This is a genomic window from Pseudonocardia adelaidensis, from assembly GCF_039543345.1.
GTDB classification, from domain to species: Bacteria; Actinomycetota; Actinomycetes; order Mycobacteriales; family Pseudonocardiaceae; genus Pseudonocardia; species Pseudonocardia adelaidensis.
Genome location: NZ_BAABJO010000018.1, coordinates 73,835 through 88,141, shown reverse-complemented (window position 1 = coordinate 88,141; position 14,307 = coordinate 73,835). Strand labels below are relative to the sequence as shown.

At 73.2% G+C, this 14,307-nt stretch carries 16 protein-coding genes; 4 read left to right on the top strand and 12 right to left on the bottom strand.

Features of this window, described 5'->3' with window-relative positions; genetic code table 11:
- Positions 1-8: 8 nt before the first annotated feature.
- The 5 genes from ABEA81_RS23450 to ABEA81_RS23430 all read right to left on the bottom strand — a co-directional run bounded on the left by ABEA81_RS23450 (position 9) and on the right by ABEA81_RS23430 (position 5,980).
- Positions 9-1,133, bottom strand: a complete 1,125-nt coding sequence (locus ABEA81_RS23450; protein ID WP_345607453.1) for a cytochrome P450 — start codon at positions 1,131-1,133, stop codon at positions 9-11.
- Positions 1,130-2,752, bottom strand: a complete 1,623-nt coding sequence (locus ABEA81_RS23445; RefSeq protein ID WP_345607452.1) for a SagB/ThcOx family dehydrogenase — start codon at positions 2,750-2,752, stop codon at positions 1,130-1,132. The genes ABEA81_RS23450 and ABEA81_RS23445 overlap by 4 nt, the downstream gene beginning before the upstream one ends.
- Before the next feature lies 1 nt (position 2,753).
- A complete protein-coding gene (locus ABEA81_RS23440) occupies positions 2,754-3,695 on the bottom strand; it encodes an aldo/keto reductase (RefSeq protein ID WP_345607451.1) in 942 nt (313 codons plus the stop codon).
- A gap of 38 nt (positions 3,696-3,733) precedes the next feature.
- Entirely contained in the window at positions 3,734-4,678 is a 945-nt protein-coding gene (locus ABEA81_RS23435; RefSeq protein WP_345607450.1) for a tetratricopeptide repeat protein, read from the bottom strand.
- 108 nt (positions 4,679-4,786) lie between these two features.
- Positions 4,787-5,980 (bottom strand): multidrug effflux MFS transporter, encoded by a 1,194-nt coding sequence (locus ABEA81_RS23430; protein WP_345607449.1) that lies wholly within the window; start codon positions 5,978-5,980, stop codon positions 4,787-4,789.
- A 541-nt stretch (positions 5,981-6,521) separates the two neighbouring features.
- Here ABEA81_RS23430 and ABEA81_RS23425 point away from each other — a divergent pair.
- Positions 6,522-6,782 (top strand): DNA glycosylase family protein, encoded by a 261-nt coding sequence (locus tag ABEA81_RS23425; RefSeq protein WP_345607448.1) that lies wholly within the window; start codon positions 6,522-6,524, stop codon positions 6,780-6,782.
- A 4-nt stretch (positions 6,783-6,786) separates the two neighbouring features.
- On the opposite strand, the gene ABEA81_RS23420 is transcribed toward ABEA81_RS23425, so the two are convergent.
- From ABEA81_RS23420 to ABEA81_RS23390, 7 genes are all read right to left on the bottom strand, one after another.
- Entirely contained in the window at positions 6,787-7,188 is a 402-nt protein-coding gene (locus ABEA81_RS23420; RefSeq protein WP_345607447.1) for a transcriptional regulator GutM, read from the bottom strand.
- Between the two features lies 1 nt (position 7,189).
- Positions 7,190-7,453, bottom strand: a complete 264-nt coding sequence (locus ABEA81_RS23415) for a hypothetical protein (protein ID WP_345607446.1) — start codon at positions 7,451-7,453, stop codon at positions 7,190-7,192.
- On the bottom strand, positions 7,450-8,775 hold the full coding sequence (locus ABEA81_RS23410) for an NAD(P)H-dependent oxidoreductase (protein ID WP_345607445.1): 1,326 nt from the start codon (positions 8,773-8,775) through the stop codon (positions 7,450-7,452). Before ABEA81_RS23410 ends, ABEA81_RS23415 begins: the two co-directional genes overlap by 4 nt.
- A 9-nt stretch (positions 8,776-8,784) precedes the next feature.
- Entirely contained in the window at positions 8,785-9,153 is a 369-nt protein-coding gene (locus ABEA81_RS23405; protein WP_345607444.1) for a PTS glucitol/sorbitol transporter subunit IIA, read from the bottom strand.
- Positions 9,154-9,164: 11 nt separating this feature from the next.
- Positions 9,165-10,154, bottom strand: coding sequence for a PTS glucitol/sorbitol transporter subunit IIB (srlE, locus tag ABEA81_RS23400; RefSeq protein ID WP_345607443.1), 990 nt, complete (start codon positions 10,152-10,154; stop codon positions 9,165-9,167).
- Positions 10,151-10,795, bottom strand: a complete 645-nt coding sequence (gene srlA, locus ABEA81_RS23395) for a PTS glucitol/sorbitol transporter subunit IIC (protein ID WP_345607442.1) — start codon at positions 10,793-10,795, stop codon at positions 10,151-10,153. Before srlA ends, srlE begins: the two co-directional genes overlap by 4 nt.
- A 109-nt stretch (positions 10,796-10,904) precedes the next feature.
- The gene (locus ABEA81_RS23390; RefSeq protein ID WP_345607441.1) at positions 10,905-11,171 is read right to left on the bottom strand and encodes an HPr family phosphocarrier protein; all 267 of its coding nucleotides are present in this window, start codon (positions 11,169-11,171) and stop codon (positions 10,905-10,907) included.
- A gap of 106 nt (positions 11,172-11,277) precedes the next feature.
- Between ABEA81_RS23390 and ABEA81_RS23385 the strand changes: the two genes are divergently transcribed.
- The 3 genes from ABEA81_RS23385 (at position 11,278) to ABEA81_RS23375 (ending at position 14,307) form a co-directional block, all read left to right on the top strand.
- On the top strand, positions 11,278-12,234 hold the full coding sequence (locus ABEA81_RS23385) for a sugar-binding transcriptional regulator (protein ID WP_345607440.1): 957 nt from the start codon (positions 11,278-11,280) through the stop codon (positions 12,232-12,234).
- A gap of 91 nt (positions 12,235-12,325) precedes the next feature.
- On the top strand, positions 12,326-13,312 hold the full coding sequence (locus ABEA81_RS23380) for a thiamine pyrophosphate-dependent dehydrogenase E1 component subunit alpha (RefSeq protein WP_345607439.1): 987 nt from the start codon (positions 12,326-12,328) through the stop codon (positions 13,310-13,312).
- Positions 13,309-14,307 carry an alpha-ketoacid dehydrogenase subunit beta gene (locus ABEA81_RS23375; RefSeq protein ID WP_345607438.1) on the top strand — a complete coding sequence of 333 codons (999 nt, stop codon included), beginning with the start codon at positions 13,309-13,311 and terminating at the stop codon, positions 14,305-14,307. Before ABEA81_RS23380 ends, ABEA81_RS23375 begins: the two co-directional genes overlap by 4 nt.

Sequence of the window (14,307 nt, the reverse complement as noted above, 5' to 3'; positions counted from 1 at the left end):
CGCCGACCTCACCAGCGGGCGTGCAGGTTCTGTGGCTTGCGGAACACCAGACCCGACGGCGCGGCCGGGTGCTCCAGCGCGAGGCCCGGGAGCCCGACCAGCACGGTGCGGACGCCGATCACCGTCTCCAGCCGGGCGAGGTCCATGGCGGGGCAGAAGTGCGGACCGTGGGCGAACGCGAGGTGCTGGCGCGCGTTGGTCCGGCGCACGTCGAACGTGTCCGGGTCCGGGAACGTCGCGGGGTCGCGGTTGGCCCCCGCGAGCGACACGCTCACCGGGTCGCCCCGGCGGATCGGCGCGCCGGCCACCTCCACGTCGCGGGTGGCGTACCGGTCGACGACGGCGGCCGCCGGCTCGAGTCGCAGCGACTCCTCCACGGCGTTGGGCAGCAGGTCGAGGTCGTCCCGCACGGCCGTGAGCTGAGCGGGATCGCGCAGCAGGTGCCAGAGCAGGTTGAGGATCATGCCTTCGGTGGTCTCGATGCCGCCGAACAGCAGGACGGCCGCGTTCGACACCGCCGCGTCCGGTCCGAGGCCGCCCGCCACGGCCTCGCCGAGCAGGGATCCGTCACGGCCGGCGCCCGCGCGCACGTGCCCGGCGAGCGAGTCGAACGCCGCGGAGGCCTCCGGGGGCACCGGGCCGCCCGCGGTCACCTCCGACACGGCCGTGACGAACGTCGAGTACCACCGCAGGAGGGTGGCTGGGTCGATGTCCCGGATCCCCAGCGTCTCGGCGACCACCCGCACCGCGAGCGGCCCGGCGAAGCCCGCGCGCAGCTCGGCGCGGCCCGCCGGGCGGATCCCCGAAACCAGCCCGGTGGCGAGCTCGGTGATCCGCGGCGTGAAGCGGCGCGCCACCTCGGCGGGACGGAACGGGCCCACGAACGGTCGGCGCGCCGCGCTGTGCGCGGGCCCGTCGAGCGACAGCATGCTGGGCCCCACCACCCGTGCTGTGGAGAATCGGGGATCGTCCACGGTGAACGCGCCGGGGTCGCGCAGCACGCGCAACGCGGCGGCGCGGCTCGTCACGAGCCAGCGGCCGAGCTCGGGCACCCACGCGACCGGTGCGGTGGCGCGCAGCCGGGCGAGCGCGGGGTGGGGGTTCGCGGCGAACTCGGCGAGGTCCACGCTCATCCCGTGCGGCGCCGCTTGCCGAAGACCGTGACGAACATGTAGTCCTTGCCCGCCGCGTGGGGCGAGAAGAAGTCGATCACCTCGTCGTCGAACGACGTCGAGCCCACCGCACCCAGCCCCAGCGCGTGCGTGCCGAGGTGCAGCTTGCCCGCGTGCAGGGCGCCTTCGAGCTGGGCCAGGCGGTAGCCGCGGTCGCCGTAGCGGTCGAGGATCGACGGCAGGTGGGCGAGGTAGTAGAGGTTCACGTGGGCGTCGCCCGCGTACCGCTGGTTCGCCGCGATGCGGGTGGCCTCGTCGCGGAACGTGCCCGCGCGGATCAGCTCGACCGCGCCCCGCTCCGGGTGGTGCAGGTAGATGCCGGGAGTGAGCCCTTCGACGGCGTTGACGACGAGGTAGAGGTCGGTGAGTGGCGCGCCGGGGGTGAGCACGTCGGACGCCACCCCGCGGGTCGAGCGGTCCAGCAGCGTGGAGAACGCCTCGAACGGGATCTCGACGTCGGTGTCGTAGTTCCGGGTCGAGCGGCGGCGGAAGATGATCCGCTCCGCGGGCCGGGGGTCGAGCCGGTCGGCCGGGAGCGGGCGCAGCCCGGTCAGCCGGCCGGTCGGTTCCGGGGCCGGCCGGCGCCACCGGCGGGCCCGCCACGCCGCGGCGTCCGTGCCGGAACCGAGGGACGACGCCAGGTGCATGTCGGTGATCGCGTGGAACGTCACCTCGGCGGGCGACAGCCGCCTCGTGGGGAGGTCGAGCCGGCCGAACTCCGGTGCGGGCGGGGGTGGGGCGTCCGGGTGGCCCAGCGCGACGAGCGCCACCGTGGACTCGCGCCGCCCGTCGACGTCGAGCAGCGCGTTGACGGCTGCGTCGGAGTAGGAGAACACGAGCCGCGTGCCGACGCGCGCGGACGCGGCGACCGCGAGGATGTGGGAGAGCGACGTGCCGGCGTCCCAGAACGCGTGCCGGTAGGCGCGCTCCCGGTAGCGCCAGGCGTTCCGCCAGAACGTGCTCGTCATCGCCATGACCACGGGCGCGGCGGCGATCGACGGCTCGTCCCCGGTGGCGGCCGCGAGCGCGGAGCGGAAGTCGTCCGCGCGCAGCAGGCGCAGGCTGTGGTCGATCGCGGAGTAGTGGTAGACGCCCGCGTCCAGGTCGGGGAGGTCGGCGCAGACGAAGTAGAGCTCGAGGTGGTACAGCGCACCGGTGCCACCTGCCGTGCGGTACCGGGGGACGGAAGGGCCGACGGAGGAGGCCCGGGGCGGGTGAGGATGGTGCACGCGCCCGTCCCGCGTGGTCGGGGTGCGGTCGAGCGAGCCGTTCGTCAGCAGGCCGAGCCGGCCGAGCAACGCCCGGTCGGGGACGACGCGGGAGTCCTCGGCCCCCGTGGCGGCGATGGCCTCCAGCGCAGGCGGGCCCGTGTCCGGCAGGTTGCGGGTCAGCTCGATCGGCGGCGGTGTCTCGTACACCTTGTACAGGAACGGCTTGATGTCCCAGTCCTTCTGCCAGATCGCCGCGGTCCGCGCAGCCGGGTCGCCGATGCCGATGCGCTCGTCACCCGGCTCGGCATCGCTGAGCGAGTAGTACTTGGTGAGGGCGTGGAACGCTGGCGCCTGGCTGGAGTCGACCACCTCACCCAGTCTGCCGTCGCAGGTCGAGCCATGCGACCTGCTCCGGTGTCAGCTGCACCCTCGCCGCCTCGGTCGAGGAACGGGTCTCGTCCACCGAGCGGGGCCCGATCAGGGCGAACGTCGGGAAGGGCTGCGCGAGGACGTAGGCCAGCGCGATCGCGGTGGGTGTTACGCCCAGCTGCGCGCCGAGCGTCCGGGCTCGGGCGAGGCGTTCGAAGTTGCCGTCGCTGTAGAAGCAGCGGACGAGCTCGGGGTCGGAGCGGTCCTCCGGTGCCGCGCGGCCGGTGAAGAACCCGCGCGCCTGCGACGACCACGGGAAGAGCGGCGTCCGGGTGCGTTCGAACCACTGGCGGTCGGTGTCGTCGGTGACGTGCTCGCAGCCCTCCCACGGGACGTCGAGGGCGCGGGCCAGCCCGAAGTGGTTGCTCACGGCGGCGAAGCCGCGCTTGCCGTGGGCTGCCGCGTACGCGTTCGCCTCGTCGATCCGGTCCGTCGTCCAGTTGGAGCCGCCGAAGGCGCGGATGCGGCCGGCGTCGACGTGCTCGTTCAGCACGTCCACGAACTCCCCGACCGGCACGTCCGGGTTGTCGCGGTGCAGGAAGTAGATGTCGACGTGGTCGGTCTGCAGGCGATCGAGGCTCTCGTGCAGCTGGCTGGTGACCGACGGCGGGTCGCAGTTGGGCGTGTGCGCGCCCTTCCCGATGACGACGACCTCGGCGCGGGCACCGCGGTCGGCGATCCACTGGCCCAGGAGCTTCTCCATCAGGCCGTCGGCGTAGTGGTGGGCGGTGTCGAACGCGTTGCCGCCGCGCGCGACGAAGTCGTCGAACATCGCGGCGGCGTGCTCGGGCGTGCGCTGGTTGTCGCAACCCATGACGAGGCGGGAGATGTCGCGGTCGACGCCGGAGATCCGGCCGGAGGGCAGTGGGTTCGGATCGATCACCGCCTCATCCTGCCTCCCGCGGCGGGCCGGGGGTCAGCTCACCCCTGTGGAGCGGGCGCCGGAGGTCCCCCGACGGCATCAGGGGACAGCCCGAACTCGGCGAGCAGGACCGCGGCCCGGTCGATGTGCCCCATCGCCCGGAGCGCGGTGGCGACGGCCTGGGCGTTGGCGACGGTGCCGGGATCGGCGTCGCCGAGCACGCGGCGACGGCGCGCGAGGGTGTCCTCGTCGAGCTCGAGGGCCCGCTGGTGCTCGCCCAGGGCGTGGAGGTCGGCGGCGAGGTTGTTGGCCGAGTTGAGCGTGTTCGGGTGGTCGTCGCCGAGGGTGCGGCGGCGGCGCGCGAGCGTGTCCTCGTCGAGCGCGCGGGCCTGCTGGTGTTCGCCGAGCTCGCGGAGGTCGACGGCGAGGTTGTTGGCGTTGGCGAGGGTGTCGGGGTGGTCGTCGCCGAGGATGCGGCGGCGCCGGTGGAACGAGTCCTCGTCGAGCTCGCGGGCCTGCTGGAACTCGCCGAGCGAGCGGAGGTCGATCCCGAGGACGTGGGCGGACTGCAGGGTCTGGATGTCGTCGCCCCCGAGTACGCGCTGCCGCCCGAAGAAGGCGAGCTCGTCCAGCTCGCGGGCCCTCCCGAAGTCGCCCAGCGCGCGGTAGTCGCCGGCGAGGGCGCCCGCGTTGGCGAGGGTGCCGAGGTGGTCGTCTCCGAGGGTGCGGCGGCGCCGTTCGAGGGTGTCCTCGTCGAGCTCGCGGGCCTGCCCGCGCTCACCCAGCTCCCGGAGATCCGCGGCGAGGTTGTTCGCCGTGGCGAGCGTGCGCGGGTCGTCGGGCCCGAGCACGCGGCGGCGGCGTTCGAGGGTGTCCTCGTCGAGCTCGCGGGCCTGCTGGAACTGGCCCCGTGCGCCCAGCTCGACGGCGCGGTTGTGAGCGTCGGCGAGGGCGTCGGGGTGGTCGGCGTCGAGAGCGGGCCGACGGTGGAAAGGCCAGGGCACGTGGTCCTCTGAAGGGTCGAGATGATCAGGCGGTGTTCTGGCCCAGATCGTGGCAGGTGCCGGAGCGGTTGTCGCACCGACCCGCGCATCGACCGGCAGCTCGTCGCCTCAGACGATGGCGGGAGTGCTCCGCAGCCTACCGACCACGACCTGGGTGCCGAGGGAGAGCAGGGATGCGCAGACCATCACCACGGCCATCACGAGCGGGCTCGACCCCACGAGCGGCGACACGACCGCGCCGAGCGCGAACTGCAGTGCGCCCAGGAGCGCGGACCCGGTCCCGGCGACGTCGCGCACCTCGCGGGAGGCGAGCGCGGTCGCGTTGCCCATGATGAAGCCGAGGCTCGTCAGCGCGAGGAAGAGCACCGCGAGCACGGGCCACAGCGACGGCCCGGCCAGCACGATCCCGAGCAGCGCGACCGACAGCAGCACCAGCGCGCCGGTGGCGACCGCGAGCACCCGCTGCGGGTCGACCCGGCCTGCGAGCTGCCCGTTGGCGATGCTCGCGCCGATCAGGCCTGCGGCGTTCGCGCCGAAGGCGAGCGCGTACGCCCCGCTCGAGAGGCCGAGCACATCCTGCAGGACGAACGGCGAACCGGAGATGTAGGTGAACATCGTGGCGAAGGCCAGCGCGAACGCGACCGTGAAGCCGACGTAGCGCGGCCGCTCCAGGGCCGACCGGACGTCGCGGGCGGTCGTGCGCAGCCCGCCCCGGACCCGGCGCTCGGGGGGAAGCGTCTCGGGCACCGCGGCGAACGCGCCCACCGCCATGAGGAGCGTGAGCGCGCTGAGCGCCACGAATATCCAGCGCCAACTGCCCGCCCCGAGCAGCCCGCTGCCCAGCAGCGGCGCGACGACCGGGGCGATCCCGTTGATCGCCATCATGAGCGAGAACAGGCGCACCGTCTGGTTGCCCGTCGTGCGGTCGACGATCATCGCCCGGCTCAGCACGATGCCGGCGGCGCCGCCGAAGCCCTGGAGGAACCGGGCGACCACCAGGACGCCGACCGTCGGTGCCGCGACACACGCTGCGCTCGCGACGAGGCAGAGCAGCGTGCCGGCGAGTAGGAGGCGCCTGCGGCCCCACGCGTCGGAGAGGGGGCCGATGATCAGCTGGCCGGCGGCGAGCCCGACCAGGAAGCCGGTGAGCGTCAGCTGGACGTTCGACGCCGTGGTGCCCAGCTCCGCTGCGACGTCGGGGAGCGCCGGGAGGTACATGTCCGTGGCCAGCGGTGCGATCGCGGTGAGCAGCGCGAGCGCGCAGATCCACACCCCGAAGGGCGCCCGGGTGGCGAGCGACATGTTATCAATTTATATCTAATCTCTACGGATATCATCCGGGTGTGACCGACCTCGACGTGGAGCTCGACGACCTCGCCGAGGCCGCCCACACGCTGTCGCGGACGCTGCGGCGCACCGGTGAGGCCGAGGTGGGGCTCGACCAGCTGCCCACCTCGGAGCTGGACGTCCTGAAGTTCGTCGTGGCCAACCAGGGCGCGTCGGTGTCGGAGGTGGCACGGGCGCTGCGGCTGCAGACGAGCAACGTGAGCACCACGGTGGCGCGCGCTCGTCGAGCGCGGGCTGATCATCCGGGAGACGGATCCGCGCGACCACCGGCGCAGCCGCCTGCGGTCGAGTCCCCTGGCCGACGAGCACCGGCGGCTGCTCGGGCTCGCCTGGTCCCGGGCCATCGCGGGTGCGCTCGCCGAGCTGGACGAGGACGACGTGGCGGCCGTCCGGGCGGCGGTGCCCTCCATGACCCGGTTGGCCGACACCCTCCGTCGGCGGGCGGAGCGGAATACATGACAGTCGGTGACGCGTATCCGGATCGAGACTGGCCCGCATGGCGAAGCACGTGGTGGACACCGGGGTGATCGCCGAGCTCGTGGTGATCCGCGGCGCCAACCACCCCGACGCGCTGCCGGTCCAGGAGCCACGGGTGCGGGCCGAGGTCGCCGAGCGTTACGCCCCTGGCCGTGGGTTCGCGGAGGTCACCGATGCCTGGCGCCCGTACCGGACCTGGGGCGCGGTGCACCTGCGTGTCCTGCGCACGACGGAGCGGCTCACCCCGACCGCCGCCCGCGGCACCCCGGTCCCCGCGTAGCCGCTCACGCGCCTCCCCGGGCGCCGGGCACCCGGCGCCGGCGGCCCGGCACCTGGGAGCGCGCCTCGGCCACCGCGGCGGCCACCCGCGGCGAGGCGCCGGGCAGGGGTTCGCGGGCCGACCGGCCGACCCAGTCCGGCCTGCCCCTGAAGCGGGCCAGCACCGAGGCACCCTCCATCACCACGGCTGCCTTGATCATCTCGTCGTGCGTGCGCAGGACGAGCACGGCGATCGCACCCCGGAACCGGCTCCTGCCGCGCCCGGTGACGAGGATGTGGCCGGGCTCGTCGTGCTCGCGGGCGAGCCGCTTCACCGTGCGCGCGTAGTACTTGTGCTGGGCGATCGCGCTGATCCCGGTGAGCGACATGATCGCCACGACGAGCACGAAGACGGTGGCGTTGCCCACGTCAGCCCTCCTCTCGCCGGGGGGAGCGGATCGGCCACGGCTTCACCCGGCCCCGGGCGGCGGCCCGCTTCGCCCGGACGATGGCCTCCGGGTCGCGCGCCCGCAACTGGACGGTGCCGCAGTCCTCGCACATCCGCGCGGCCACCTCCGTGCTCACCTCGGTGGTGCCCAGCCGGTAGGTGAACCGGAGCGAGCCGACGATCGGCACGGCGATCCGGCCGTCGACCCACTGCCCGCCGCACGACGGGCAGCCTTCCCCGGTCATGCCGCCGGCACCTGCCCGACCCCGGCCGGCACCACGGGGTGGCCGTCGAGGAGGCGGTCCTGCAGCGCGCGCAGCTGCGCGATCGTCGTGCTCGTGTCGATCTCCACGTCGTCCCGGGTGAGGACGTGGTCCTGCCGGACGTCCCGGACCAGGCGTGCCCCCGCGAGCAGGCCCAGCGGCACGAACCCCTCCGCCTTGACGGCCTCGGCGCTGTCGATGACGCCGTACACGCAGTCGCCGCCGATGCCGTCGATCACCTCGCCCGCGCGCAGCGCCCGCTTCGCCCCCGCCGCGACCTCCGCCCGCCACGCGCGGGGCCGGATGTCGCTGCGGCCGTCCAGTACGGCGGCCGGGATCGAGAGGGGTGCCTCGATGCTGGCGAGGTGGTAGGGCCGGTAGAAGGAGTAGTACGGCCCGGCGCCCATGCCGAGGTACTCCATCTCCTCACGCACCGTCGGCTCGTCGCTGCGGGCCACCACGAAGACGCCGGGCGCCACCGGCCCGGTCGCCATGTCGACCACGCCGCTGCGGTCGAGGATCCCGCCGTCGGCGGCCGGCCGGAACACGTCGTGCAGCTCGGGCACCGTGGTGCGGTAGCCGGAGAGGCCCCGCCTGCTGACGCCGAGGTCGGCGGCGTTGGCCAGCGCGGCCATCTCGATCATCGCCTTGGAGCCGTCGACGAAGCTCGCGAGCATCTTCGGGTTCATCTTCTTGCGCCTCGCCTCGTCGGCGAGGCCGGCCGCCGTGGCGTGCGGGTGCAGCGGGTTGTTCTTGCCCTTGCCGGCGCACACGATGTCGAAAGCCAGGTCGCGAGCGAACTCGACGAGCTTGAGCGTCTCGGCCGGCTCGTCGCCCCGGCACAGGGTGTAGACAGCGCCGGACTGCGCGGCGATCCGCGACAGCATCCAGCCGACCGTCACGTCGGTCTCGACGTTGAGCAGGCCGACGTGCCGCCCGGCCAGCAGGCTCCGCAGCGCGACCTCGGCGCCGATCTCCGGCACCCCGGTGGCGTCGATGACCATGTCGACCGGCAGCGCGGCGGCCAGCGTGTGGTCGGTGACGGCGACGGTGCCCCCGTCGGCGACGACGCCGCTCAGCGCGTCGAGGTCGTCGCCCGTCGTGACGTGCTCGACGCCCGCGGCGCGCAGGGCGCCGGTGGCCCGCTGGAGGTCCAGGTCGGCGACGGCGACCACCTCCATGCCGCTGATCCGCCGGACCTGGGCGACGAACCCCCGGCCCATCTGGCCGGCCCCGACGAGCCCCACCCGCACGGGCCTGCCGGTCGTCCGCTCCCGTTCGAGGAGGCGTTCACGGTATGCCATGGGGACCCCCTATCGCAGCGAGCGGAACTCGATGACGTGGCCGGGCCGCGGATCGGGCACACCGCCCGCGGCGTGGACCGCCCCGGGCAGCAGCTTCTGGTCCGGCTGGTCGACGTAGAGCACGACGTGGCCGAGCTCGTCCAGGTTCTTCGCGGCGATCTCGCCGACCGCGGTGACGCTGAGCTCGTGCCCGCCGACGGACACGACGTCGCCGACGCCGATGGTGAGCGCCGCACTCCGGTCCTCGGGGCGGTGGACGACGCTCACGTCGGCCAGCGCGTCCGGGAGCGGCTCGGCGTACAGGATGAGGACGCCGGCGGCGAGCATGTCACCCGCCTCGGGCCCGACGCCGGTCACGGTCGTGCGGTAGTAGGTCATTCACTCTCCTGTCAGAGGCCGAAGCTCGCGAACCACGCGATGACGACGGCGAGCGGTGACGTGATGAGCCGGCTGAACAGCACGGCGGGCACGCCGATCTCCACCGTCTCCGCCCGCGCCTCGCCGAGGCCGAGGCCGACCGGCACGAAGTCGCAGCCGACCTGGCCGTCGATGGCGAACAGGGTGGGGAGGGCGTACTGGACGGGCAGGGCACCGGTGGCGATCTGCGTGCCCATCAGGACGCCGACGATCTGGGCCACGGCCGCGCCGGGCCCGAGGATCGGCGACAGGAACGGCAGCGCCACCACGGCGCTGATCGCGATGAGGCCGATCGGGTTGCCCGACAGCGGGGCGAGCAGGTTGCCGATCGCCGTGGCGATGCCGGTGTAGATGACGACGCCGAGCAGCAAGCTGACGTACGCCATGAACGGCAGGATCGTGTTCAGTGTCAGGTTGATCGACTGGCGGCCCGCGGCGAGGAACGTGTTGATGATGTGGCCGATCCCGCCGCCGAACCGCACCAGGAAGCCGCGGGGCGCCTCGGGTCCGGGTCCGGGTTCGGGTCCGGGTTCGGGAGGCCCCGCAGGTGCGCTGTCCGGCCGGGCGGCGGACGTCGCGTCGGCGAGCTCCACCTCGTCCGGCCCCACGGCCGAGACGAAGATGTCCTCGGTGATGAACTGCGCGAGCGGGCCACCCGGCTCCCCGGGGTAGACGTCGACCGTCGGGATCCGCTTGCGCGGGTACACCCCGATCCGGGCGGTGCCCCCGCAGTTGATGACGGCGGCGAGCACCTCGTCGTCGGGTACGCGGGTGCGGAAGCCGTCGACGACCTCGGCGCCGGAGAGGTCGGCGATCCGCTGCGCCACGGCGTGGATGCCGCCGCCGGTCACGGAGATGACCTTGTTGCGCTCCGCCGTGGGCGTCAGCTCGAGCCCCCGGCCCCAGCCGTTGGCCCCGGGGCGCACGGTGACCGTGCGGTAGGCGACCTCGCGAGTGGTCATCTCGCCGCACCGCCCGCCGTGCCGAACTCGGCGTCGAACGAGCGGAACAGCTCCGCCTTGCCCGCGCGCCGGATCAGGTAGGAGGTGATCAGCTCCGTGACCACGCCGCGGATGAGGATGACGACGATGCCCACGGCGAAGTAGCGCACGGCCAGCGGCACCGTCGACTGGCCGAGCTGGGTCACCCCGCTCGCGACGCCGAGCCAGACGAAGAGCTCGCCCGCGTTGGCGTACGGGAAGAACGTGGTGACGGGGTGGACGAAGGAGACCGCCGAGTCGTAGAAGGCGGGCTTGTGCCGCTCCCGCAGGAAGCGGCCGAACGTGTAGCACATCGGGTTGGTCAGCATCAGCACCGCGATCACCGGCATGACCGTGTACCGGGTGATCCACCAGCGCGACGACCACTGCACGGCCCGCGTCACGCGGTCCTCGCCGATGAACGCGATGAGCGCGTACATGCCGGTGAGCAGCACGATCAGGGTCGGGAGGATGCCGGTCACCAGCCCCGCGAACTGCTTGCCGGCCTCGTTGAAGATGCCGATGAAGTGCTCGCCCGCCCAGATGATCGCGTTGAGGACCGGGTTGTCGCTCCCCTCGGTGGGGGGCGGGGGAGCTTGGCTCAGGGAAAAGGTCACGTCCATGGGAGCCTTCCAGTGCCAAATTCACGTGTTCCATTTTCACGTACGTGCACACATCTCACATTTGCGCCGCTTGCGTTGATAGCACCGTGAGACCTGGAGCACAAGGCCGCTACTCCTCCAGCTCGCGCTCGAGCATCGCGGCGAGCTCGTCGAGCGTGGCGTCGGCGTGTTCGCCGTCGGCGTGGAGCGTGACGAGGTCGCCGTGCCCAGCGCCCAGCGTGAGGAGGTTCAGCAGGCTCCGCGCGTTGACCGGGGGCTGCCCGTCCTTCGCGATCCGCACCGGGACCCCCGCCCGCGCCACGGCCTTGGCGAACAGCGCCGCGGGCCGTGCGTGCAGGCCGACCTTCGAGCCGATCCGCACCTGCCGTTCGCTCATGGGCAACCTCCGTTGGTTGGGTCGAGTGTGCACATCTGTGCAGATGCAGCACCTGGTCGGCTACTATCCATGCTCACATCGGTGATTGACAAGGAACTTGGTGACGATGCCTGCGCCACGTGATCGCGGATCCCTCGCCAAGGCGGCCCGGATGTACTTCCTGGACGGCCGCTCCCAGGACGACATCGCCCGTGTGCTGGGCACGAGCCGGTCGAACGTCTCGCGGATGCTCACCGCGGCCCGCGCGCAGGGCGTCGTCGAGATCCGCGTCCACGACCAGACGGCCAGAGCGTTGGAGCTGGAGCAGGCCATGCGCGAGGCGTTCGGGCTCGCGCAGGTCCGGGTCGCCGCGTTCCGTCCGGGGGCCGACGTGGTGGCGGCGGCGGGCGACCTCGCGGCGCAGTGGCTCGACGAGACCGTCCGCGGCGGCCAGGTCGTGGGGCTGTCCTGGGGGACGTCCCTGCAGGCGACGGTCGCGGCGGTCGCCGCCGACAAGCCCCGCGACGTCGAGGTCGTCCCGCTCGTCGGCGGGCTCACGGTGGACGCGTCGCTCGTCGCGGGGCAGGAGCTGGTGCGCGAGCTGGCCGGCCGGCTCGGCGCGACCTACCGCTACCTGCACGCCCCGGCGCTGCTGCGCTCGGGCGCGGCCCGCGACGCGCTGCTCGCCGAGCCCGCGATCCGGGAGGCGCTGCGCTCGGCGCTCTCGGCCGACATCGCGATGGTCGGGATCGGCTCGGTCGGCATCGGGTCCAGCAACGTCATCGTCGACGGACTGGCGCTCACCGACGACGAGCGCGCGGCGTTCCTCGCCGAGAAGCCGGTGGGCGACACCTGCTGCCGGTTCTTCGACGCCGAGGGCCGCCCGATCGGGGGCGAGGTGCACGACCGCGTGCTCGCCGTCGAGCTGGAGGAGCTGCGCCGCATCCCCGTGGTGGTCGGGGTCGCCACCGGCGCGGAGAAGGTCGCAGGGGTCCTGGGTGCGCTGCGCGGCGGGTTCGTCGACGGGCTGGTCACCGACTCCGGGCTCGCGCACGCCCTGCTCAGCGCGGCCGCCGGCCGCTAACCGCACCCTTTACACCTGGTTGTCACGCGTGCTAGAGATGGTCACCATCGTGACTCATCCGCACGTAGTTGCGCTTGCGAGGGGAGCAGCATTGCGCGATCTCGCGAAGGAGCCCGAGGGGGCGCGCGGTGCACTCCGCACCATGTGGACGGCCCGCCGGTTCGAGGAGGCGGTCGACCAGCTCTTCGCCCGCGGTCTCATGCACGGGACGATGCACCTGTCCATCGGCCAGGAGGCCAGCGCGGTGGGCACGTGCCTGGCGCTGCAACGCGGCGACCTGATCACCTCGACGCACCGCGGGCACAGCCATTGCGTGGCCAAGGGCGCCGACCTGACCCGGATGATGGCCGAGCTGCTCGCGAAGGACACCGGGTACTGCCGCGGGCGCGGTGGCTCGATGCACATCGCGGACATCGAGACCGGCAACCTCGGCGCCAACGGGATCGTGGGCGGGGGGATCCCGATCGCCGTCGGCGCCGCGCTCGCGCAGCGGCTCGGGAGCACGGGCCGGGTCGTGGTCGCGTTCTTCGGGGACGGCGCCGCCAACGAGGGCGCGTTCCACGAGGCGGCCAACCTGGCGGCCGTGTGGGAGCTGCCGGTGGTGTTCGTCTGCGAGAACAACCACTACGGGATGTCGATGTCGGCTGACGAGGCGTTCGCGGTCGAGCACATCGCGAGCCGGGCCGCGGCGTACGGCTTCCCGGGGATCACGGTCGACGGGAACGACCTGCAGGCGGTCTACGAGGCGGTGGCCGCGGCCGCCGGCCGGGCCCGCGCGGGCGAGGGCCCCACGCTGGTCGAGAACGTGACCTACCGGTGGAAGGGCCACTCGAAGAGCGACAAGAACCTCTACCGCACGCGCGAGGAGATCGCCGAGTGGCAGGGGCGCGACCCGATCGCCCGTTTCGAGGCCGCGGTGCGGGACGCCGGCAGCCTCACCGACGCCGAGATCGACGCCGCCCGCGCGGAGGCGACCCACGACGTGCGCGAGGCCATCCGCACGGCGAACGCCGCGCCGCCCGCCCTCGCGGGACGGGACGTGCTCCTCGACGCCGTCTACGCCGGGGAGCAGGCATGACCACCGCCGCCGGTCTTCGTGAGATGACCTACGCCGAGGCCGTCCGGGAGACCCTCGCGGACCTCATGGAGACCGACGAGCGGGTCTTCCTCATGGGGGAGGACATCGGCGTCTACGGCGGCGCATTCGGCGTCACCACGGGGCTCCTCGAACGGTTCGGGCGCGAGCGCGTCCGCGACACACCGATCTCGGAGATCGCGATCGTCGGTGCCGGGGTGGGCGCGGCGTTGTGCGGCATGCGGCCCGTCGTCGAGCTGCAGTTCTCCGACTTCGTCACGTGCGCGATGGACCAGATCGTCAACCAGGCTGCGAAGATCCACTTCATGCTCGGCGGGGCGGCGCGGGTGCCGCTCGTCATCCGCGCCCCCGCGGGCTCCGGCACGGGGGCGGCCGCGCAGCACTCGCAGAGCCTGGAGGCGTGGTTCGCCCACGTCCCCGGCCTCAAGGTCGTCATGCCCGCCACCCCGGCCGATGCCATGGGCCTCCTGCGCGCGGCGGTGGCCGACCCGAACCCCGTGCTCGTCCTGGAGCACAAGCTGCTCTACAGGGAGCGGGGCCCGGTGCCGCTCGGGCACCACCTGCCGCTCGGGACGGCGACGATCCGGCGCCGCGGCACGGACCTGACGATCGTCGCGACCTCGGTGATGGTGGGCCGGTCGCTCGCCGCCGCCGAGGAGCTCGCCGCCGACGGGATCGAGACCACGGTCGTCGACCCGCGCACGATCACGCCGCTCGACGAGGCGACGATCCTCGGCGAGGTCGCGGCCACGGGGAAGGCGCTCCTCGTGCAGGAGGCTCCCCGCACCGGCGGCTTCGTCGCCGAGATCGTGGCCCGGATCGCCGAGTCGGACACCTTCCACGCGCTCAGGGCACCGGTCGTGCGGCTCTGCGGCCTGGACGTGCCGATGCCCTACGCGCCCGAGCTCGAGAAGGCGGCCGTGCCGCAGGTGCCGGACATCGTCACGGCCGCCCGCAGGCTCCACGAGGGAGGATGA